We start from the raw sequence: 21,083 nt of genomic DNA on the forward strand, positions 1-21,083 counted from the left end.
TCATTCCTCCGTGGCGGCGTCGTCGAAGCCGGCGCCGGCGGTGAAGGTCGTGTGGATCGTCCCGGCCGACTCGACGAAGGTGGTCAGCGTCTCGCCGGGGCGCAGGAAGCGGGGCGGGGTGTGACTCAGGCCGACTCCGGCCGGGGTGCCGGTGAAGACCAGGTCCCCCGGCAACAGTGGGCACACCCGTGACAGCCGCGCGACCAGCTCGGGCACGGGGAAGATCAGGTCCTTCGTGGTGCCGGCCTGCAGCACCTCTTCACCCACCGAGCAGCCGAGCTGGAGGGCGTCGGGGTCGGCGAACTCGTCGGGTGAGACGATGGCGGGGCCAGTCGGCCCGAACCCCGGAAAGGACTTGCCCAGCGAGAACTGGGGCACGGGGCCGGCGAGCTGCACCGCCCGTTCGGACAGGTCCTGACCCACCATCAGCCCGGCTACGTGGTCCCACGCGTCGTGCTCGGCGACGTGCTCGGCCCGTCGGCCGATCACGACCACCAGCTCGGCCTCGTAGTCCACCCCGGCGCTGGGTAGCGCCACCGTCGCCTCGGGGCCGGTGACGCACACCGGGAACTTCGTGAACACCGTCGGGGACGGCGGCAGTTCCGTGAGACCGGACTCGGCGGCGTGATCGCGGTAGTTGAGGCCGATGCCGAACACCTGCCGAGGCAACGGCACCGGCGCCCCCAGCCGGGCCGGATCGATCGGCCGTACCGGCCCGCGCACCGCGGCGACCGCCTCGGTCAGCTCGTCCCAGTGCTCGAGCGCGTCCAGCGCGTCGGTGCCGAACCGGCCCCCCGTCGCCTCCGCGACGTTGATGCCGCCGCCGTCCACCAGCGCGGTCAACCGGCCTTCGTAACGGGCAATCTTCACGTTCTGCTCCTGTTCAGGATGGAGAGGTTTGCGTCTCGGCGTGCACCGAGCCGGTCTTCCAGTGCGGCGGGAACTTCGGCAGCAGAGCAGCGAGGACCACACCGATCGCCGTCAGCACGGTGAGGACGATCACCGGCACCAGGTAGCTCCCGGTCGCCACCTGCCCGGCGCCGATCAGGTAGGGCGACAGGCCGAGCGACAAGGTGGAGATTGCCAGGGTCAGTCCCTGTAGCTGCGCGAAGGAGACGAGGCCGAAGTACCGAGCTATCAGGTACGGCCCCAGCGACGACTCCGCACCGGTGGCGAAGCCGAGGAGGATCATCGCGGCGAACAGCAGCGGCGTCGAGCCGTGGTTGACGAATGCGAGCACGAGCCCGGCCGGCACCGCCGCCATGATCGGGGCCACCACCCAGGGTCGGTGGGTCCGGTCCAGGATCAGCCCGCCCAGGAGGAGCCCGGCGATGGAGGCGATGAACAGCGCGGACAGCGACACCGAGATCGTCGCCGGGGTGAATCCGCGCTCACCGAAGAAGCCGACCGCGTTCTGCCGCACTCCCATCGGGCCTGCCGCCGCGAACGCGAGGAAGAGCGCAATGAAGATCCACGTGCGGGTCCGTACCGCCTTGTGCAGCGGGACACCCGGAAGACCTGGCAGCGCTTTTCCGGGCCGCGCCGGCATCGTCATCCGTTGCGCCGTCGGCTCCGAGATCAGGAAGACCGCACTCGGGATGCCCACGAGCGCGATCACCGCGGCCACGAGGAGGTAGGTCCCCCGCCAGCCGAGGCCGGTCGACCCCGCCGCCGCGTCGCCGTTGATCAACCATGCGAAAAGGGGGGAGAACACGGCCGAGGCGAGGCTGGAGACGACGCCGATGAGCGCGAATCCGATGCCCTTGTGTCCCGGTAGCCAGGTCGAGATCACCTTGAAGACCACGCTGAGCGTGGTCATGAAGCCGAACACCGCCGCCAAGACCAGAACGACCGCCAGCAGCGGCACACTGAATCCGCACAGCGGCACGAGGGCCGTCAGCACGGCGTAGGCGACGGCAGCGGGGACCGCGATCCGGCGTGCACCTCGTCGATCCACCCAGCGGCCCGCGACGGGTAGGACGATCGGCCCGATCAGCAGCGGGATCGTGACGAACACCAGAATGGCGTCGGGAACCGCGACACCCGCCGAGTGTGCAGCCGCCGGCACGACGAACGTCGTCATCGCTGAAAGGCCGGAGGGACTCACCACCATCAGGAGCAAGCAACCGGCCAGCGCCGCCTTGGCTCTCTGTGGTGCCTGCCAGAGGTCGACGAAGTAGGACCGCCATCCTGCTTCGGACGAAGACGGGACGATGTCGCCCGCCGGCACGGAAGTGGCCATGGGAAATCCTTCGTTGCGGATGCGTCGCGGCCCCGTTGGCGCGACGAGTCAGTCGGGTAGAACCGGTTCACGCAGGGCGTGCCATCGAAGCCGGCATGGTGCCGTCAGCCGGGTGCGGAGGCGCCTTCGCGGGAGGCGGCGAACCGAGCGCGGCGATCATCGGCAACGGCTCCATCCCGAAGATGTCCCGGCCGTTGATCTCGGCCATCGGGTCGATCCGGAACGCACCGTGGGTCGCCAGCACATGCACGTCCCGGACGAAGCGCTGGATCGGGTTGGCCAGGCTGACGGTGGAGGAGCCCAGGGCCAGCTGCAGGCCGTCGATCGTGTGGAGGCACTGGTGGATCTGGTGGACCAGATCCATCGTGATCTCCGGTTCCTCCCACGGGTGGAAGTCCTCGCCCGCCAGCGCGCGCCGGTCGATCTCGTCGGCCTGGCGTTCGATGACCGCGGCCGCGGTGTTGACGACGGCCCGCGCCTTCCCCGCCACGACCTGCGTCGACGCCATGTCGGCCATGGTCGGATACGGCAGGTTGAACGGCGCCCGTTTCGCGGCCTGCTCGACGAAGGCCTCGAGCGCGCCCTCGGTCATGCCCAGGGCGAGGGCAGCGAACGCCGTGGTCGTGGCGACCATGGTCCCGATCGCGGAGTGCTTGAACCCGGTTCCCCGGTACGTGCCGCGGAGGGCGTCCATGCGCGCGGGCATGTCCGCGGTGTGCACGACCCGGTATTCGGGGACGAACACCTCTCCGTCGGCTTGCACGCTGTTGCTCGACGTGGCGATCATGCCCATGACGTGCCAGTCGTCGACGATCGTGTACTGCTCACGCGACAGCAGTCCCATCGCCCGGCGCTTTTCCCCGGTACCGGGATCCTCGTACTCGAAGCCGACCGTGCCCCACCGCGCGATCTTGCAGCCGCTGCCGAACGCCCAGCGACCCTTCACCATCCAGCCGCCGTCGACCTTGCGCCCATCGCCGACCTTCGGGGAGAAGACGGTGGCGCCGAACATCAACGGCCCCGGCCAGGTCCCGGCGTCCGCGAAGATCTCGTCCCGTACCTTGTCGCCCATGGCGAGCCCGCTGCGGGAAGCGCTGGAGACGATGACCGTCCAGCCGGCCGATGCGTCGACGCGGCCGAGGGCCCGCACGACCTCCGCGGTGTCGCGCGCGCCGAGCGCGAACCCTCCCAGCTCTACCGGAATGGTGATGCGGAAGACGCCGATCTCGTGCAGCACCGAGACCGTCTCCGGCGCGAGCACGCCCAGCTCCTCCCCCGCCCGGGCGCGTTCGGCCAGGTCCGGCGAAGCGGCGCATACCGCCTCACGCATGCGCCGCCCCTCCTCGGTGAGGTAAGGCGACTCGGCGAACCTGCTCAGCTTCGGCGATGTCATGGTCATGTCAGCTCTCCTTCGCGGTCCTTCGGCATCGCCGGAAACACGTTCAGCGGCGCACCCGGTGGCGGCATGGGCGGCAGCGGAGGTGGCGGCGGGTTGTGCCGCAAGTCCTCGAGCGCTCCGGCCCACCGGAGCAGCTCGTCCAGCATGACCGGCACGGCGGCGTCGATGATCGGCGTCGACGTGAACCCGTTGTCCCCCAGGTGGTGCATCACCATGGGGATCGCGACGCCTTCGGGCACCGGCATCATCTTCACGGTCGTGACGACCTGCTTCATGACCTGAACCGACCGCAGGCCACCGGACAGGCCCCCGTAGCTCACGAAACCCACCGGCTTGTACTGCCACTCACCGCTCAGGTAGTCGAACGCGTTCAGCAGGCTCACCGACGGCCCGTAGTTGTACTCGGGTGTGACGAACACGAAGGCGTCGCCGTCGGCGATCTTGGCACTCCATCGCTTGGTGTGCTCGTGCTCGTACCGCCCCATCCGCGGGTGGCGGGGCTCGTCGAGCACCGGCAGGGCATAGTCTTCGAGATCGACCAGCTCCACCTCGAACCCGCCGTGCGCCACCGCGCGGTCGAATGTCCACTGGGCGATGGGAAGCGCGGCGCGCCCGGGACGGGTGCTGCCGACGACGATCTGCAACCGGGCCATGGTCGCCTCTCAATTTCCCGGCAGCGGCGCTGCCATCTTGCGGAAGGCGCTCCAGTGCTCGACGAGTTTTCCCTCGCGTACGCGGAAGACCGTCACGATGTACCAGTCGTAGATCTCGCCGGGGTTCGCCGGATCCGGCGTCGGCGCCTGCATCATGACGCAGGCCAGTTCGCCGTCCAGGACGACGCTCACCACGGGTGGTGGCGTTCCGTTGCCGGTCGGCACGTTGCGGAAGTGCTCGATGATGTTGTCCCGGCCGTGGCCGGGCGCGTTCGGGTCGTGCTGGACGTAGTCCTCCACGATGTACCGGTTCATCACGTCGGCGACGTTCTCCTGGACCGTTTCGTCGCGCACCATGCGCGCGAGGTCTGCCTCGAAATCGACCAGCAGACGCTTGACGGCGGTCCGCTCGGGCGTGTCGGCGGCGGCGACGGCGGCCTTGTAGTCCTCGCGGTCGAGCCAGGTCTCGTACAGCGCGGGATCGTGGATCTGCGCGACGCCGTCGATGATGCTGAAGTCGTTCATGCGCGGATGGGTTCCTTGTCTTGAGACGGGTCCGTCGAGGCACGGCGTTCGGGGACGGCGCTGCCGAACATCGCGAAGGGGGGCAGGCCCAGAACGCGGCGCCCGTTCTGCTCGGCCAGCGGGTCGACGCGGATCGCGCCGTGCGAGGTGAGCACGCGGACGTCCCGGACGAACCGCTGGATCGGGTTCGACAGGCTCACCGTGGACGAGCCGATCGTCTTCTGCAGCAGGCTGATCGCTTCTTCGCACAGGTTCGCGGCGTACGCGAGGGAGAGACTGATCTCCGAGTCTTCCTCGTGGGTGAAGTCGAGTCCCGCCGCCGTCCGCGCGTCGATCTGGTCGGCCGTGCCCTCGATCGTCGCGGCGGCGAGGTTGATCATCGCCAAGGCCTTGCCCGCCGCAACCTGTGCCGACGCCATGTCGCCGATCGTGGGATAGGGAAGGCTGAACGGCTTGCGCTTGACCGCCTGCTCGGCGAAGCAGCCGAGCGCGCCCCGCGCCATCCCCAAGGCGATCGCGATGTTCACCAGCGCCGCGCACAGCAGCGACGCCTGACCGCGCTGCGCGAACCCGGCACCCGTGTAGCGGTTGCGTAATTCCTGCATCCGCACGGGAAATTCGGCGAGATCGAGGAAGCGGTGGGCCGGGACGAACACCTCATCCGGCACGCGAAGACTGTTGCTGGCCGTTCCCGACAGGCCCATGACGTCCCAGTCGTCGAGGATCTCGTACTGCTCCCGGCGGAGCACGACCACCCCGCGGCCGGAGCCCGGTCCGGATTCGGCGGGGTCGAACGCGACTCCGGCCAGCGCCCACTGCGCGTGCTTGCAGCCGCTGCCGAACGCCCAGCGGCCCCGCACCAGCCAGCCGCCGTTGACGGCGCGGGCCGCACCGACCTTGGTCGCGTACACCGAAGCGCCCACGACGGCCGGCCCGACCCAGCCTTCCGCGTCGGCGCGCACCTCCTCGACCACTTGCGGATCCATGGCGAGGAGGTTCTTCAAACCCACACCGACAAAACCGGCCCACCCGGCGGAGCCGTCGCCCTCGCCGAGCACGCTGACGACCTCGATCAGATCCCGTGCGCCCAGCCCGTACCCGCCCCACTCGACGGGCATGGACATGCGGAAGACACCGGCGTCGTCGAGGGCGTCGAGCACGTCGGGGGTGAGCGCCGAGATCCGCTCCCCCTCGCGGGCCTGGGACCGGATGAGCGGGATCAGTTCCCGCACCCGGTCGCGGATCCGCCGCCCTTCGTCGCTGATCCACGGGGAGGCCACCGGTGCGGCCGGAACCGTGGGTGGCGGGGGTGACGTGCTCATCGAATCACCATCATTTCGATCATTGATCAGTTGGGGATGAGGTCGGTCTCCGGCCGGGAAGGCGAACGTCAGCCGACCTTCGCGTCATCACCGAAGGCGAACCACGTCCGTCCCAAGTAGACGAGTGGCTTCCGCTGGGGCGAGACCGCCATCACGGCGTCGAGGACGTGCGCCACGACGAGCACGGACGTCCCTGCGGACAGGCTGTTCGCGGCCTGCGCACGCATTCGCACGGACGGCCGCACGAAGTACGGCTCGCCGGTCTCCAGCCGCGCCCACGACGACGAATCCGCGAAGCGGTCGACGCCGCTGGTCGCACCGAGCCGCGCCAACTCAAGCTCCTCTTCAGAGAGGAGGTGGATGACGAAGGTCGAAGAGCGACGTAGCGACGGGGTCGCCGAAGACAACTCGGAAAGCGAGAATGCGATCAGAGGTGGGTCCGCACTCAGGGACACGAGGCTCGTGGCCGTCAGTGCGACGGGTCCGTCGCCCGGATCGGCCGTGATCAAGGCGACCCCGGTCGGATGATGGCGCATCAGCGTGCGGAAGTCGTCGCCGCCGATCCCCGCGTGCGCGGCCGGCCACCCCGGCGCCGCGGACCGGCCGGCGCGCGGTTCTCCGCCGGCAGTCGTATCTGCGATACGAGTGGTCATCGTCGGACCTCCGAAGCCTCACCATCGAAACGAAACAACTTCGTTTCGATGGTGACGTTACGCCTCTCCTCCGGCGAAGTGCAAGCAATGGACCCCTCGCGCTCGTCAGCAGGGCAAAGCAAAGGGTCCCGGCCACCGTGGCCGGGACCACTCATCGCGCGAGAACTACGCGCGGCGTTGGGGCGCGCCTTCCGTCAGCGCGGGAATGAGGACGGAGTCGATGAAGCCGCCGAAGTACACCTCGTCCGGGCCTACACCCTCGATGATCTGCCGCGACATCGCGATCGACATCATCATGTGCTGGCAGTAGCCCCTTGCCCGGTTGTCCGGCGCGATCTCGCCGCGAGTGACGGCACGATCCAAGATGCGCTCGATCATCGCGCCGACCGGCGCGGCGACCTCTTCACGCATCGCCTTGGCCACATCGTCGTCTCGGATGGCGGCATGCGCGAGCGCCGCCATCAGTTCGGTCTCCCCCGATGCCACGTCCGGAAGCTGTCGCACGAACACCTGCAGGTCTCCCCGGAGGGAACCGGTGTCGACATCCGCGTCGGCCGGCAGCCTGGGGCGACGGCTGGCCAGCGCGGCGACGACCAGCCCCACCTTGCCCTGCCATTGACGATAGATCGTGGCAGTGCTGCACCGTGCCCGCGCGGCAACCGCCGGCAAGGTCATCCCTTGGTAGCCATCCTCGCGAAGGAGCTCGATGACGGCGTCGTAGATCTCGCGCTCGCGCCCCACCGAGAGGCGCCGCGTCGATCCGGTAGCTGACGACATCACCCGACCGCCCCTTCCCGTCCCGGCTACGACAATACCTCCCACCCACACAGCCGACCCACTGGCGGCCGACGTGGCGCCGGACGACGTGGCGAGCGTCCGATGCCTCGTTCTGGCGCCCCCTGGGACTGGATAGGCGCGTGTGCGCCCCCTTCGGGCATGAAGCCATGCCGTCCGGGTCGTAGATCCCGATCAGTGGCCTGGTGAGCAATTCCAGCTGCACCCTCGCTGCTTTGAAGCTGGGCGGAGGGGGCCGTCAGTTCCGCGGCGTTGCGGGTCAGGGTTTCATCTCGTGCACAGCCAGATCACCCGCCGGTCCGGCGCAGCGGTCTTGATCTCGTTGTCGAGGGTGCGAGCCTTCAGGACCTCGTCCTCGATGCGCCGCCGGCGCCGCATATCGAGTCGACTGCCAGGCCGATGCGGACGTCGCGCGGGCAGGACGGGGTGTCTGACGATCGCCGACTGCTACGGCAGCGACGTCTACCTCGGCGATGACTTCGAGCGCCTCATCGTCAACGTAATCGCCTGGCTTGGCGGACGAGTGGGTCGCACTTCTCACCCTGCTGTTGAAAGACCCGCCCCCTGCGCCAAGGCCCCGCCGGGGATGACCGTGTCCGACAAGGTGATCGCGAACTGTGACGTCCTGGTCATCGGATCAGGTGCCGCGGGAATCGCCGCGGCGCTGAGGGCAGCTCACGACGGGCACAGCGTGGTGGTCGTCGAGAAGGAGCCGTACCTCGGCGGCACGACGGCCATTTCGGGTGGCTGGTTGTGGGTTCCCGGAAACGAGCAGGGAATGCGCGAGGGCGACACCCGCGCGGACACCGAGTCCTACCTCAAGCACCTGGCGGGCGATCGGTACGCCCCGGAGAAGGTGAAGGCGTTCCTCGATGAGGTGCCGGAGGCGATGCGGTTCTTCGCCGACGACGCGGGAATCGTGTTCCAGTACCCCGAGAAGGCGCCGGACTACCGGAGGGAGATTCCGGGCGCGAGGGTGTCCGGCCGCGCGGTGACGGTGCGGGCGGCCGACGCCCGGATGCTGGGCCGCAACCGGCTGCGGGTGCAGCCGTACCTGCAGTCCTACACGGTCTTCGGATACATGCCGGAGATCGGGATGGACATCGCGATGCTCCTCAAGGCGAACCAGAACGGCAAAGCCTTCGCGTACGCGGCGCGCAAGCTCACCCGGACCTGGCCGGAAACCCTGCTGCACCAACGCGCGTACCTGCGGACGAATGGTAACGCGCTGATGACCCGGATGATCGCGGCGGCCGACGAGCTGGGCGTCGACCGTCACGGAAGTTTCTCCGGCGACACCCGAGTCACGCAAGCGCTACTTCCCACACGACCGGGCCGGCACCGACCACACGACACCGACGATCGGGCATGACGGACACGGACTGCCGGGGAACGCCGGATGCCTTGCAGGTTCCAGGTCCGCGAGTCACTCGTCCCGGTGATCTCAAGCGCCAGACGTCATTGCGGACGCCGCAGCCCGGCCGTCCCGATCATCGCCAGTCCTGGCTCGGCGGCACAACGCCCCCCGATGTGGCGCCGAGCCTTGATCCCCATCCCCGCCACCACGGACGGTGCCGCTTGACAGCCGCATGACGTGCCGACCACGCCGCACGCCTGAGCCCCGGCAAGCGCGCTGCGGCGCCAAACCGCGCCGACGCATAGGACCCGAGGAACCCCGCATCCGCGGAACAGCCGAACACGCTGGACGACGGCTCAACCGGACGAGCTCGGCGGTCAGGTTGGCGTCCGAAGAGATAACCGGCAGCTTTCGTGCACGCTGCGACTCAGAGTCTGTCGATGTCCGATCGCACTGAAACCGAACGCATCGAGGAGCTGCAGCCATGGGTCGCGGCCCATGGCTGCCTGACGCCTCCGCGCCAGGAGGTGTGCGAGACTCTCGTCGGGCCCACCGCCACCCGCAAGTTTTGTTGCCACGATCGGGAATGCGGCGCTCTTCGCCCGGATGCCGACCCACAGCGTGCGTGAGGGTACGTCTTCGATCAGCGGTCGATGGCGGCCATGTTGTCCGCGTCGTAACGCTCGCCGGAGGCCGGGGGCAGGTCGTTCAGGCGGGCGACGTGGCCGGCAGTGAGCTCGATGTGGTCGGCGGCGGCGTTCTCCTCCAGCCGGCCGACTCGCTTGGTGCCGGGGATGGGCGCGATGTTGTCACCCTGGGCGAGCAGCCAGGCCAAGGCGACCTGCGCGGGCGTGGTGTCGATCTCGGCGGCTACGGCACGGACCTCGTCGACGATTCGCAGGTTGCGTTCCAGGTTGCCGTCGGCGAAGCGGTGGTTGGTGCGGCGCCAGTCGTCGGTGTCAAGATCGTTCAGGGAGCGGATGTTGCCGGTCAGGAAGCCGCGGCCAAGCGGGGAGTACGGCACGAAGCCGATACCCAGTTCGCGCAGGACGGGCAGGATCTCGGCCTCCGGGTCGCGGGTCCACAGCGAGTATTCGGACTGGACCGCGGCGACCGGATGCACGGCGTGCGCACGGCGGATCGTGGTGGGGCCGGCTTCCGACAGGCCGATGTGGCGGATCTTGCCTTCGGCCACCAGTTCGGCCAGCGCGCCAACGGTCTCTTCGATGGGCGTGCCGGGGTCCACCCGGTGCTGGTAGTAGAGGTCGATGTGGTCGGTATCCAGGCGCTTGAGTGATCCCTCCACGGCCAGGCGGATGTTGGCCGGGCTGCTGTCCGCAGCCGAGCCGCCGGTGTGGGAGATCAGTCCGAACTTGGTCGCCAGCACGACCTCGTCCCGGTGCCCCCGCACGGCCCGGCCGACCAGCTCCTCGTTGACGAAGGGGCCGTACCCCTCAGCGGTGTCGATGTGGGTGATCCCGAGGTCGAGCGCGCGGTGGATCGTGCGGATCGACTCGTCGTCGAACTGGCCGGCGCCGGTGTAGAACGCCGACATTCCCATGGCTCCCAGGCCGATCCGGGAGACCTCGAGGCTCCCGAGCGAGACGATTTTCATGGCGCGGATTTCCCTTCACATCAGTTAAGTACCGTTCGGTGCAGAACTCTAGCACATCAAGACCGATCGGTACGGAACTCCGCGTTCGGAGTAAAGCTGCTGGTCAGTACATATCTGTACCGAGGGGTACACTTGTGGCATGGATGACTCCCGCAGGGCCGTCATGGGCCGGCCCCGAGCATTCGACATCGACCAGGCGCTGGAACGCGCGATGCGGGTGTTCTGGGCGCGCGGTTACGAAGGTGCCAGCCTCGCCGAACTGACCGGCGCCATGGGGATCACCAAGACGAGCATGTACGCGGCCTTCGGCAACAAGGAACAGTTGTTCCGCAAGGCCCTCCAGCGCTACGGCGCGGGGCCGGCCGCCTACGCCACGCGCGCCCTGGAGGAGCCCACCGCACGGGCCGTGGCCGTGGCGTTCCTCCGCGGAGCGGTCCGCACCACGACCCCTCCCGACGGCCCCTCCGGATGCCTGACCGTGCAGGGTGCGCTGGCGTCGAGCGACGAGAGTCGGGCCGTCCACGACCTGCTTGTCGACTGGCGCAACGACGCGGGGGTCCACCTCGAGGAGCGCTTCCGGCGCGCCGTCGACGAGGGTGATCTTCCGCGCGACGCCGACCCTCGGCGTCTTGCTCAGTTCATCATGACGATGGGTTTCGGCATCGCCGTGCAGGCCGCCAACGGCCTCGGTCCTGCCGAGCTCGACGAGATCGTCGATACGGCATTGCTCGGCTGGCCAGCGTAGCGGCTACGCCCTTCGCTAGCCCCGGTGAGACCTCCTCCTGCATGAGGGCCGTGACGATGCAGCCAGACTTCGGTACCGTTCGGAACAGAAGTTCCGAACAGCTCTGTGCCGAAGAAGGGGATCATGTCCGACACCGACCTGCGCGAGTTCTACCTGCGCTACATCGGGGCGCTCAACGCCCACGAGATCCACCGCATGGATGAGTTCATCAACAACGAGACCACCCTGAACGGCGAGCCGGGCACCCGGGACCAGGTCATCGCCGTGCTGAACGGTGACATCGACGCGGTCCCCGACTTCCATTGGGAGCCCCGGGAGATCGCGGTCGATGGTGATCGCATGGCCGCCCGGCTGACCAACACGGGCACGCCCGCCAAGGAGTGGCTCGGCGTGGCTCCCACCGGCGCCTCGTTCGAGATCGTCGAGTACGCCATCTATCAGGTTCGTGCAGGGCGGTTCGTGCACATGACCGCCCTGCACGACGCCGAGACCCTGAAGCGGCAGCTCGGTGCCTGACCTCCGTAAGCCGATCGGCGTCGGCATCGTCGGCTTGAGCGCCACGGGAGGCTGGGCGGCCGGGGCTCATCTGCCCGCGCTGAGCGCCGTCGACGGGATCGAGCTTCGCGCGCTGGCGGCGAGCTCCGAAGCCTCGGCCCAGGCCGCGGGAGCGGCGTATGGCGTACCCGCGTACACCTCGGTCGAGCAGCTCGCCGGCGACGAGAACGTCGACCTCGTTGTTGTCGCCGTCAAAGTGCCTCAGCATCGCGAACTCGTGTTGCCCGTGCTGAAGGCCGGAGTGCCGGTGCTCTCCGAGTGGCCGCTCGCCGTCGACTTGCACGAGGCCGGGGAGATGGAGCGTGCCGCCGGGACGACGCGCACCTTCGTCGGTCTTCAGGGACGCTCCTCGCCCATCTTCCGCTGGCTGGCCGGCCTCGTGTCCGAAGGATTCGTGGGGGAAGTGCTCTCCGCCACCGTCGTGGCGTCTTCGACCGAATGGGGCACGCCGGTGTCTCAGAACATGGTCTACACACTCGACCGCAAGCTCGGGGCCACGATGCTGACCATCCCGTTCGGACACGCGATCGACCTGGTGTCGATGGTCGTCGGCGAGCTTCGGGAAGTGGTTGCCACGACCGCGACCCGGCGCCGCCAGGTTCCCCTCGGGCGCACCGGGCAGGTCGTTCCGATGACCGCCGAGGACCAGATCGCGATCTCGGGCACCGTGGCGGGCGGGGCGATCCTGTCCGCCCACCACCGGGGAGGCGCGGCATCGGGTGCAGGGTTCTCCCTGACCATCGACGGCACGGAGGGGAGACTCGAGATCACCGCCGCCGAGTTCCCGCACCTCGGTCCGGTCACCGTGCGTGGCACCCGAAGCGGCGGCCGGCCTGCGAAGCTCACGCTGCCCAGCGGCTACGACGACTATCCCGGCCTGGCCGGAACAGTGATCCACACGCTGGCGCACGCCTACGCCGCGATCCGGGACGACCTCATCCACGGAACGGCTGTCGCCCCGGACTTCACCCACGCCGTCAAGCGCCACCGACTCCTTGACGCGATCGTACGGTCCGCCGCCACAGGCCAACGACAAACCCTCCGCCCCGACGACCTTGTGCGCAGTAGTTGAGGGTGCATGACCTGGGAGTTACCCGGTGAGTCCGGGACTCGTCGGACACGAGGCCGACGATGGCGTTCACGTCCGCGCTCGCCACCCGCTTCGCCGCCGATCACCAGGGGGCCTGAATGGGGTACTCGCTCGCCAACGCGGTCCTGGCCATGACCACGCTGATGGTCGCCATCGCCCAGTACGACGCCGACACCCAGACCGGCAGCCAACACGGCCTCGGCAGTGGATCAGCATCACCATCGGGTTCAGCGACCCGTATGAACTACACGTAGAGGCAACAGGAAACGAGACACGTGACTGTCCAATACGGACCAGACGTCCTTCGTCGCTACGCCGTCCACTTGTCGCGACGCCGTGCCCAGGGACGCGCCAGGGGGTCAAACTATCTGGCCCTTCCAGCGATCTTCGGCACAAAGCGGATCGATCGGTGTCCGTCGCGGAAGCTTCCAATGGCGACGCTGAGTACCCCGCCGTCACGCATCATCGCCGAAGTGGATTCACGACCCTTCCCCCAGCTGAAGCGGCCGCGTGGACACCATCGCCAACAGATCTCGTCATCGTTGTCCGAGCCGGCTTGTCGGCAGGAACGGTGAAGTGCGGAGTCATCAGGTGTGATGGCAACCAGCAGGGCGCCCGTCGTCGGGCATCAGCATCATGGCCGCGAAGGGGCGTGGCGTTGGCTGCAAATCGGCACGCGGCGCCGGGGCCGCGTGCCGAGTCAGGTTCAGTCGCCGGCGGGGAGCACGGTGTTGCGGCGCTGTGCTTCGTGCAGCTGGTCTTCGAGAGAGATGATGCGGCAGGCGGCGTCGATGGCAGTACCCTGATCGACCAGTTCCCGCACCCGGGCGGCCAGGCGCAGCTGGTGCCGCGAGTACCGGCGATGCCCACCGGCGGACCGTTGCGGGGTGATCAGGCCGGCCTCGTCGAGGCTGCGCAGGAAACCTTGCGTGGTGCCGAGCATGTCGGCGGCCCGGCCCATCGTGTAGGCGGGGTACTGCTCATCGTCGAACTTGTCGGCCGCGCTGGGCGTGGCCGGGCCTTGTTGGTCAGGGATCATTCCACCTCCACGTCACAGAGGACCCCGGGTGCCACTGCGGCACCCGGGGTCCTCAAGGGTAGGGATTTTCACCATTGTCAACCGGCGCGACCGCCGGCGTCCTGCACCCGCGTCCAGCCGAAAGCCGGATTCCGCGGGGATCGCTTACTCGTGACCGAGCACCACCTCCGAACTCGATGGGACTGCGGCACCCGCGCGGCGCTACCTGGCCGCTGCGGGCGATCCAATGATGTTCCCGTTCCCTTCTTTCCTGTGTTTTCCACTTACCGGTTACTGCACCTGCTACTTCACTTGCTGCGCACGTCACTGCCGGAACCCTTCCACTGATCGGTCCCAGCATGCTGACGCCGCTGGTCACTGCCCGGAGCCCCGTTCACTGATCGGCCCCGGCCACCTGACATGTCCTGCACTGCACTTGCACAAACAACTACTGATAGTGCTGATCTTCACCTAGCGATACTGCAACTGCTGTGGATACTGCCGATCATCACGGGCACACATCCTCTGCCCGCGTCCTGCACTTCCACTCCGAGACCGGTACTGCTCGGTCGAACCTTCTTCACGACCCGGCCCTGGAGTACTGCTCCCGGTCACCAGCCGAAACCTTGTTCCGTGATCGGCTCCGTGCTGCCTGACCGGCTTGTCTCACCTCGCGGGTAGTTACGTCATCTCCCGCGCCTGCTTGACGTTGTCTCTCTCGGTACGAAGAGAACACTACACACGCCCGCCGTTGAATGTCTACTCCAGTCGGCATAGATTTTCTGACGGCAGTCGATCGGGTGACGAGGAGGGCGCACGGCCATGAGTGACGACATCAGGTCCTGGCGGCCGCCGCCGTCGCGGTCCGCCGGGAAGGAACCGCGGTCCCGATGGCCACCATCGCGGCGGACGCCGGGGTCGGCGTCGGAACCGTGTACCGCCACTACCCCTCGCGGGACGCGCTGCTCGGCGCGTTGACGCACCGGTCCTTCCAGCTGGTGCTCGAGACCGCCCGCCGGCCGCGGCCCTCGACGAACCACCGATCGAGAGGATCCGCTTCTTCCTCGAACGAACCATCGAGCACGGACCGGACCTCGTGCTCCCGATGCACGGTGGCCCGGCACCCGGCGACCAGGCCACCGTCGCCCTCCGGGACGAAGCCCACCGGACCCTGGCCTCGATCCTCGAACAAGGACGAGACGACGGCACGATCCGGGCCGACGTGACCAGAGCCGACATCGTCACGTTCGGCGCGCTGCTGGCACAAGGCCTCCCCCACGTCCCGGACTGGAAGTCCACCGCTCGCCGCCACGCCGACATCTACCTCACCGGCCTCCTCAATCGCACCGGCCAGCCAGATCCGGACAGCTGAACCATCGACGGTGGGCGCACTGACCGTCACGGCCGAGGTGGCACGATCGCATCGGTGGAACAAGCTGGTCCTCGGCCGGGGCGCTCAACGACCCCGCAGTGACATCCCGGCCAAGCAGCAACGGGAATCCACGCGTGGCCAAGGATGCTTGGCGGGCTCGAACGCAGTCCCCCGGTGCCGCTTTGGGCCGATCGCCCGCTGGAACGGCCCCACGGCCGCGGGGCAAGCCACGAGTGCAGTGACGATCCATCGCGCGCCGGCGGTCTGCCCGCGACGGTCACCCGGGGCGGATCACCGCCGAAGGTTCCGACGTTGTCGGCCACCCAGCGCAGGCCGGCGAGCTTCGAGCACAAAACATGCACATTTTCCTGAAGGCTGACAAAATCGGACATACGCGGTCAGCGGCGCCGGCAACCACTATCCGGACTGCGGACTGCGGGTCCGCTCCACGATCATCCGCAGTGCTTCGACGTGCCCGAGAAACCGCTGCCGGCCCTCGCCCGTAGCCTGCACCGAAGTCTTCGGCACCCGTCCGGCGTACGTCCGCTGCTGCTCGACGTATCCGTCCTTCTTCAGCGTGGCCAGCTGTTTGGACAGCGCGGAGTCCGACAGGGACACCGCGTCTCGCAGAAAAGCGAAATCGCACCACTGTGCCGCACACAGCACCGACATGATCGCCAGCCGCGTCGGATCCGACAGCAGGCGGTCCAGCCCGGACGGTGGTGGAGCTGTCATGGGTTCTGCCGCCGCTGGGCCACCGCGAGCAGCAGCTGTGACAGCGCGAACAGCCCGGTGAACGCGGCGCCGTAGAGCACCCCGCCGACAGTGTTGGGATACCCGGGCAGGCCGACGGCGTTGGCGAGGTCGTGGGTGACATCGCTGCCGTAGCGGGAGATCAGCCACGCGCCGATACCCGCGAGGAACGCCACGACGCCGAAGACCCACGGGACGAACGACTGACGGCGCTGCACCCCGCGCACCCTACCCAGCGGCGCCGGACCGTTCACGCGACTGGTCACGAACACCACGGCCAGCACCACCAGAACCAGAACGGCGACGAGTTTCGCGCCGCTGAGACTGATGACGTCGTTGAGTGCCATACCTCCGGCGGCCAGCACGAAGACCGCGGCGTAGACCCACCACGGCAGGCGTGCCGCCCGTCGGGTCCGGTCCTGGTGCACCCGAACCGCGGCCAGGGCCTCCGCTGCTTGCTGCTCGTCCATGACTACCTCCGTCGACTACTTGCCTACTTGGAAAGTACTCACTTCTTTCCGGATAGGCAAGTAGTCGACGGAGATCAGCTCAGCACCCAGCCGCGCTAGACGGCGCGGTTCGTTGGGCCGCCAGCACAAGGCGCCCGTGGACCTTGCGGTCGGCCAAGGCCTGGTAGGCGTCGCGCACGGCAGCGAGTGGATACGTTGCGGCGACGGCGGCCAGCGCCGCGGGACCGCCGGCATCGGTTGCTCCGGGCCTTGCGGGATGTTGATGTGTTCCTCACCGGTTCGCAGCGCGCACAAGATCACGCGGGCGACGTAGCCGGGATCGTGGGCCGACCGGACATCGGCCCTGTCGCGGAACATGCGCTCGCCGAACTCGGTCGCGGTGATGGAGGGCAGGACCAGCGAGACGGTGACGACGTTGACGATCCGCCCGGCGTGCTGACGGCGCATCACCGGTAGCACGGCCTGCGTCGCCGCGAGGACGCTGACAACGTTGAGCTGCAGCAGCCGACCGTCTCGACGAGGTCGACGTCTTCGAGTGGGCCGCTGAGGCTCGCGCCCGCGTTGTTGACCAAGCCGTCCACGCGGCCGTGCCGCGCCACGGTGGCGTCCACCAGCGCCCGCACCTGGGCGCCGTCGATGACGTCGTCGACGAGCAGCACCCGCCGGCCTTTCACCGCCGCGCCGCGGACGCGTGGTTCGTGAGCTTCGTGCCCCACGTAACCGGGCTTGCGCACGAACGCGAACGGCAGTCCGCCGGCCAGCGAAACCGCGCCGGCCAGCGGAATGCCACCAGTCTCGGCGCCGACGACGACGTCCGCTCCCAGCCGGTGGGCGAACCTCGCGCCCGGTTTCGCGAGGGAGTGCAGCAGCCGGGGATCTGCGTAGGCGTTCTCCACCGACAGCGGGTGCAGGGGCAGCCGCGTGGTCATGTCCCAGGACGAGATCCCGGGGCGGACCAGGCCCGGCACGGTGGCGAGCCGGGCGGCGAGGTCGTGAGTGCGCATCGGACGTCTCCCGGATGAGTCAGTGCACGTGCTTCGGGTAGCTGCGGGCTTCGACGGCCTTCACGGTCTTGCTCAGCGCACCACCCAGGACGCGCTTGCCGGCGACCGAGAGCAGCGCGCCGAGCACGTGCCCCTTGAAGTTCTTGCCGTCGCGGACGATGACGGCGTCGATCTCGGTGGTGCCGTCGGGGCGCAGCGTGAAGGTGTAGGTGTGGCCGGAGGCGCCACCCCAGAGGTTCGAGTCGGTGGTCTTCATCTCGACGCGGCGGGGATCGGACCAGTCGTAGTGGAGGCGTTCCCAGACCCCGCCCGAGCCTTCGGTGACGTCGGCGTAGGTGTCGCCGCGGTCGTGGACCTGCAGGTACTCGTCGGCGCTGTTGCCGAAGAGCTCCGCGCGGCCCGGGCCGAAGTCGGTCAGCGCGGCGAGGAACTGCTCGGGAGTCGCGGTGGTGGTGACGGTGAAGTGGATGGTGGACATGGTGTCCTCCGTTGAGGGGTTCTGTAGTGGCCGCTTCACCGTCGCTCCGCAGGGCACCTGTTCGCCCCCGGGGAAGTCCCTGGTGACTCCCCTGGCGTGGGCCCGGGCCTGCCCTTGAGCGCCGTGTCGGCTACCTCGACGGCCATTGCGGCGAGTGCGAGTCCTGCCGTCGCGGCGACTTCGTCAACTGGCCGCCGGTGCCGAACCGACGGTTGCCGCGCTGCGAACCGTGAGCAGTCAGTGCGCTTCCACCGTGTCGAAAGCAGTGTCGCGCAGCTGACGCCGCGAGCTGATCCCGAGCTTGCCGAAGACCTTGCGCAGGTGCCATTCGACGGTGCGCGGGCTGAGGAAGAGCCTCGTGCTGATTTCGGGGTTGGACAGGCCTTCGCGGGCCAGGCGCGCGATCTGGAACTCCTGGGCCGTCAGCTGCTCGGTGGTCCCGGCGGTGCGTTTGCGAGCCGTCTCCCCGGTGGCCAGCAGCTCGCGGCGCGCCCGATCCGCGAAGGCCTCGAGGCCCATCGCGGACGTCATGGCGTGAGCGGTGCGCAGGTGCTCACGGGCGTCGACACGACGTCCCTCGCGCCGGAGCCATTCGCCGAACAGCAGGTGACCGCGGGCCAGCTCCACCCGCAACGGCGTCCCGGTGAGCAGCGCGATCGACTCGGCGTAGCACTCGTCGGGAGTATCGCCGGCCAACGCACGGATGCGGGCTTCGAGCGCCCGTGTCCACGCCGTCGGGGTCGCCCGGGCGCGTTCGGACATCCGGTCCCGCGCGGCGGCGACGAGGTCGCCGTCCCCCGTTCGCGACGCCGCTTCCGCCAGTTCGGCGGTCGCCAGGGCCTGGTGGCCGACGGTGTCGTGCTCGAACACCCGGTAAGCCGCGTCACGGGCGACGTCGTGACGGCCGAGGCCGTTGCCGAGCACGGCGTTCGCGTAGTCGGCGAATCGCGCGACCCGGCCCTGCCCCCGCTCGGCCGCCTCCGCCGCCGCGGCCGCGATGACCGCGGTGGCGTCGGCTTCCCGGCCGCGCAGGGCGGCGAGGAGGATCGCGCTGTAGCCGACCGGCCGGCCGCTGGTGACGTCGGCGAGCAGGCGGTCTTCTTCGACGAGCGCCCGGCCCGCGGTCAGGTCGCCGGCCAGCAGCTCGTGGTTGGCGAGGAAATTGAGGGCGAACTGCAGCTGGACGAGCGCGCCGGTGTCGCGGGCCAGCCGGACCTGACGCTCGGCGAACGCGCGGCCGGCGGCGTAGTCCAGCACCTCGGTCGCCAGGGTTCCGCCGGCCCGGTTGCCCAGTAGCCACAGCACGCGCCCGGTGTGCTCACCTGCGGTGTCCAGCGTTCGGACGGCGTCGATCGCCTCGGTCATCAGCGGGGCCGCGGCTGCGTAACCGTCGGCGAGCCGGGTGGCGAGCGCGTCGAGGACGAGGTCGACGGCGGTCGGTGGCACCTGGGCCGCGGGCGCGGCACGCGCGCGCTTCGCGGCTTCGACGACACCGGATTCCGCCCACACGGCGGCGCCGAGCGCCTCTAGGTACGTCTCGCGGGCCTGGTCACCGTCGAGGCGCCCGGCCGCGCGCAAGAGCAGTTCCGCCGCCTCGCCGCCCCGCCGCTGGTCGAACGCGATCTGCCCGCGCAGCCGTCCGACCTCGGCGTCCCGCGCGGAATCCGGTGGCCCGGCCTCGGCCGCGCCCAGCAGGCCCAGCGCCGCCTCGAGCGCGCCCGCGCCACGTTTCGCCCGGGCCGCCGCGAGCTCGCGCCGGGCGCGCAACACCGGATCGGGGGTGAGCGTGGCCGCCTGTTCGAGCAATGCCGCGGCGGCGACGAGACCCCCACGCGCCTGGGCCCGGCCCGCCGAGCGCTCCAGCTCGGCCGCGACGTCCTCATCCGGGGCGATCGTCGCCTGCGCGCGGTGCCAGGCCCGCCGATCCGGGTCGACGCCGGCGTCGGTCACCTCCGCCAGCACCCGGTGCACCTCCTGCCGCTCCCGGGCGGACGCCGACCGATAGACCGCCGACCGCACCAGCGGGTGCCGGAAGCGGATCCGGGGCCCGAACTCGATCAGCCCGGTCGCCTCGGCGGCGGCGGCCGGGTCGGCGCCCAGGCCGAGCTCACCGGCCGCACGCCAGAGCAGCGTCGCGTCACCCAGCGGCTCCGCGGCCACGATCAGCAGCAACTGCCGGGTGTCTGCCGGCAGCGGGGCCAGCTGCTGCAGGAAGCACCGCTCGAGGCGGCCGGCCAGCGCGTCACCGTCCGGCCGGAGGAGTCCGTCGGCCTGCTCGGCGGCGGTCCACAACCGGGGCAGCTCGACCAGCGCGAGCGGGTTGCCATGGGTTTCGGCGATGATCCGGTCGCGGACCCGGACGTCCAGCGGACCCTTGAGCACCGAGTCCAGCAAAGCGCCGGCGGCCGCTTCGCCGAGGCCGCGGACGGTCAGCTCCGGCAGCCCGGCCAGGTCGAGCTGTTCCGCGGGTTCCCGCACCGCGACGACCAGGGCGATCGGCTCGGCCAGCAACCGCCGGGCGACGAACGCGAGGGTCTGCGCGGACACCCGGTCGAGCCACTGCGCGTCGTCGACCAGGCACACCAGGGGCCGGTCCTCGGCGACTTCGGCGAGCAGGGTCAGTACCGCCAGCCCGACCAGGAACCGGTCCGGCGGCTCCCCCGCGGTCACGCCGAACGCCGTGCCGAGCGCGGTCCGCTGAGGGGCCGGCAGGTGCTCGAGCCGGCCGAGGAAGGGCGCGCAAAGCTGGTGCAGACCGGCGTAAGGCAGTTCACGCTCGGCCTCGACGCCCGCCGTCCGCGCGACCCTGCAACCGGCCGCCCGCGCCGCGACGTGCTCCAGGAGCACGGACTTGCCGATTCCTGCCTCGCCCCGCAGCACCAGTACCCGGCTGTGCCCCGCCCGCGCCCCGGCGAGCGCGCCGTCGAGCGCGGCGAGCTCGTCGCCGCGGCCCACCAGCTCCGGATCCCGACGCGACATGACCCGGACCCTAGCGCGCTCCCCGGAGTCCCGGGCCCGCGACGGACCAGGGTGTCCG

22 protein-coding genes are annotated in these 21,083 nt (G+C 69.3%); 6 read left to right on the plus strand and 16 right to left on the minus strand.

The window, feature by feature from the left end; all coding sequences use genetic code 11:
* The 8 genes from ACIA5G_RS33270 to ACIA5G_RS33305 form a co-directional block, all read right to left on the minus strand.
* A complete protein-coding gene (locus ACIA5G_RS33270) occupies positions 1–870 on the minus strand; it encodes a fumarylacetoacetate hydrolase family protein (RefSeq protein WP_395930443.1) in 870 nt (289 codons plus the stop codon).
* 13 nt (positions 871–883) lie between these two features.
* Entirely contained in the window at positions 884–2,242 is a 1,359-nt protein-coding gene (locus ACIA5G_RS33275) for an MFS transporter (protein WP_395930445.1), read from the minus strand.
* Positions 2,243–2,309: 67 nt separating this feature from the next.
* Positions 2,310–3,641 (minus strand): acyl-CoA dehydrogenase family protein, encoded by a 1,332-nt coding sequence (locus tag ACIA5G_RS33280; RefSeq protein WP_395930447.1) that lies wholly within the window; start codon positions 3,639–3,641, stop codon positions 2,310–2,312.
* A complete protein-coding gene (locus ACIA5G_RS33285) occupies positions 3,638–4,294 on the minus strand; it encodes an NADPH-dependent FMN reductase (RefSeq protein WP_395930449.1) in 657 nt (218 codons plus the stop codon). Before ACIA5G_RS33285 ends, ACIA5G_RS33280 begins: the two co-directional genes overlap by 4 nt.
* Before the next feature lie 9 nt (positions 4,295–4,303).
* Complete coding sequence (locus ACIA5G_RS33290) at positions 4,304–4,819, minus strand: nuclear transport factor 2 family protein (RefSeq protein WP_395930451.1); 516 nt, start codon at positions 4,817–4,819, stop codon at positions 4,304–4,306.
* Positions 4,816–6,141 carry an acyl-CoA dehydrogenase family protein gene (locus tag ACIA5G_RS33295; RefSeq protein WP_395930453.1) on the minus strand — a complete coding sequence of 442 codons (1,326 nt, stop codon included), beginning with the start codon at positions 6,139–6,141 and terminating at the stop codon, positions 4,816–4,818. The genes ACIA5G_RS33290 and ACIA5G_RS33295 overlap by 4 nt, the downstream gene beginning before the upstream one ends.
* A 68-nt stretch (positions 6,142–6,209) precedes the next feature.
* Positions 6,210–6,794, minus strand: coding sequence for a flavin reductase family protein (locus ACIA5G_RS33300; protein WP_395930455.1), 585 nt, complete (start codon positions 6,792–6,794; stop codon positions 6,210–6,212).
* A gap of 165 nt (positions 6,795–6,959) precedes the next feature.
* On the minus strand, positions 6,960–7,571 hold the full coding sequence (locus ACIA5G_RS33305) for a TetR/AcrR family transcriptional regulator (protein WP_395931334.1): 612 nt from the start codon (positions 7,569–7,571) through the stop codon (positions 6,960–6,962).
* Positions 7,572–8,181: 610 nt separating this feature from the next.
* Between ACIA5G_RS33305 and ACIA5G_RS33310 the strand changes: the two genes are divergently transcribed.
* On the plus strand, positions 8,182–8,961 hold the full coding sequence (locus ACIA5G_RS33310) for an FAD-dependent oxidoreductase (RefSeq protein WP_395930457.1): 780 nt from the start codon (positions 8,182–8,184) through the stop codon (positions 8,959–8,961).
* A gap of 628 nt (positions 8,962–9,589) precedes the next feature.
* Here the strand turns inward: ACIA5G_RS33310 and ACIA5G_RS33315 are convergent.
* Entirely contained in the window at positions 9,590–10,561 is a 972-nt protein-coding gene (locus ACIA5G_RS33315) for an aldo/keto reductase (protein WP_395930459.1), read from the minus strand.
* Positions 10,562–10,700: 139 nt separating this feature from the next.
* On the opposite strand from ACIA5G_RS33315, the gene ACIA5G_RS33320 reads away from it, so the two are divergent.
* The 4 genes from ACIA5G_RS33320 to ACIA5G_RS33335 all read left to right on the plus strand — a co-directional run bounded on the left by ACIA5G_RS33320 (position 10,701) and on the right by ACIA5G_RS33335 (position 13,205).
* Positions 10,701–11,306 (plus strand): TetR/AcrR family transcriptional regulator, encoded by a 606-nt coding sequence (locus tag ACIA5G_RS33320; protein WP_395930461.1) that lies wholly within the window; start codon positions 10,701–10,703, stop codon positions 11,304–11,306.
* A 123-nt stretch (positions 11,307–11,429) separates the two neighbouring features.
* Positions 11,430–11,822 (plus strand): ester cyclase, encoded by a 393-nt coding sequence (locus ACIA5G_RS33325; RefSeq protein ID WP_395930463.1) that lies wholly within the window; start codon positions 11,430–11,432, stop codon positions 11,820–11,822.
* On the plus strand, positions 11,815–12,933 hold the full coding sequence (locus ACIA5G_RS33330) for a Gfo/Idh/MocA family protein (protein WP_395930465.1): 1,119 nt from the start codon (positions 11,815–11,817) through the stop codon (positions 12,931–12,933). Before ACIA5G_RS33325 ends, ACIA5G_RS33330 begins: the two co-directional genes overlap by 8 nt.
* Positions 12,934–13,049: 116 nt before the next feature.
* Complete coding sequence (locus ACIA5G_RS33335; protein WP_395930467.1) at positions 13,050–13,205, plus strand: hypothetical protein; 156 nt, start codon at positions 13,050–13,052, stop codon at positions 13,203–13,205.
* A gap of 452 nt (positions 13,206–13,657) precedes the next feature.
* Here the strand turns inward: ACIA5G_RS33335 and ACIA5G_RS33340 are convergent, their stop codons facing one another.
* Positions 13,658–13,990, minus strand: coding sequence for a MerR family transcriptional regulator (locus tag ACIA5G_RS33340; protein ID WP_395930469.1), 333 nt, complete (start codon positions 13,988–13,990; stop codon positions 13,658–13,660).
* A 1,075-nt stretch (positions 13,991–15,065) separates the two neighbouring features.
* Between ACIA5G_RS33340 and ACIA5G_RS33345 the strand changes: the two genes are divergently transcribed.
* Complete coding sequence (locus ACIA5G_RS33345; RefSeq protein ID WP_395931366.1) at positions 15,066–15,341, plus strand: hypothetical protein; 276 nt, start codon at positions 15,066–15,068, stop codon at positions 15,339–15,341.
* Positions 15,342–15,758: 417 nt separating this feature from the next.
* Here the strand turns inward: ACIA5G_RS33345 and ACIA5G_RS33350 are convergent, their stop codons facing one another.
* From ACIA5G_RS33350 to ACIA5G_RS33375, 6 genes are all read right to left on the minus strand, one after another.
* A complete protein-coding gene (locus ACIA5G_RS33350; protein ID WP_328617018.1) occupies positions 15,759–16,076 on the minus strand; it encodes a transcriptional regulator in 318 nt (105 codons plus the stop codon).
* Positions 16,073–16,564, minus strand: coding sequence for a hypothetical protein (locus tag ACIA5G_RS33355; protein WP_395930471.1), 492 nt, complete (start codon positions 16,562–16,564; stop codon positions 16,073–16,075). The genes ACIA5G_RS33350 and ACIA5G_RS33355 overlap by 4 nt, the downstream gene beginning before the upstream one ends.
* A 15-nt stretch (positions 16,565–16,579) precedes the next feature.
* On the minus strand, positions 16,580–17,011 hold the full coding sequence (locus tag ACIA5G_RS33360) for a hypothetical protein (protein ID WP_395930473.1): 432 nt from the start codon (positions 17,009–17,011) through the stop codon (positions 16,580–16,582).
* On the minus strand, positions 17,011–17,568 hold the full coding sequence (locus tag ACIA5G_RS33365; protein ID WP_395930475.1) for an SDR family oxidoreductase: 558 nt from the start codon (positions 17,566–17,568) through the stop codon (positions 17,011–17,013). The genes ACIA5G_RS33360 and ACIA5G_RS33365 overlap by 1 nt, the downstream gene beginning before the upstream one ends.
* Positions 17,569–17,587: 19 nt before the next feature.
* Positions 17,588–18,046: a hypothetical protein gene (locus ACIA5G_RS33370; protein ID WP_395930477.1), complete on the minus strand. Its 459-nt coding sequence runs from the start codon at positions 18,044–18,046 to the stop codon at positions 17,588–17,590.
* A 237-nt stretch (positions 18,047–18,283) separates the two neighbouring features.
* Positions 18,284–21,025, minus strand: a complete 2,742-nt coding sequence (locus ACIA5G_RS33375; protein WP_395930479.1) for an AAA family ATPase — start codon at positions 21,023–21,025, stop codon at positions 18,284–18,286.
* Positions 21,026–21,083: the final 58 nt, after the last annotated feature.

This window comes from Amycolatopsis sp. NPDC051758, from assembly GCF_044453095.1.
GTDB lineage: Bacteria > Actinomycetota > Actinomycetes > Mycobacteriales > Pseudonocardiaceae > Amycolatopsis.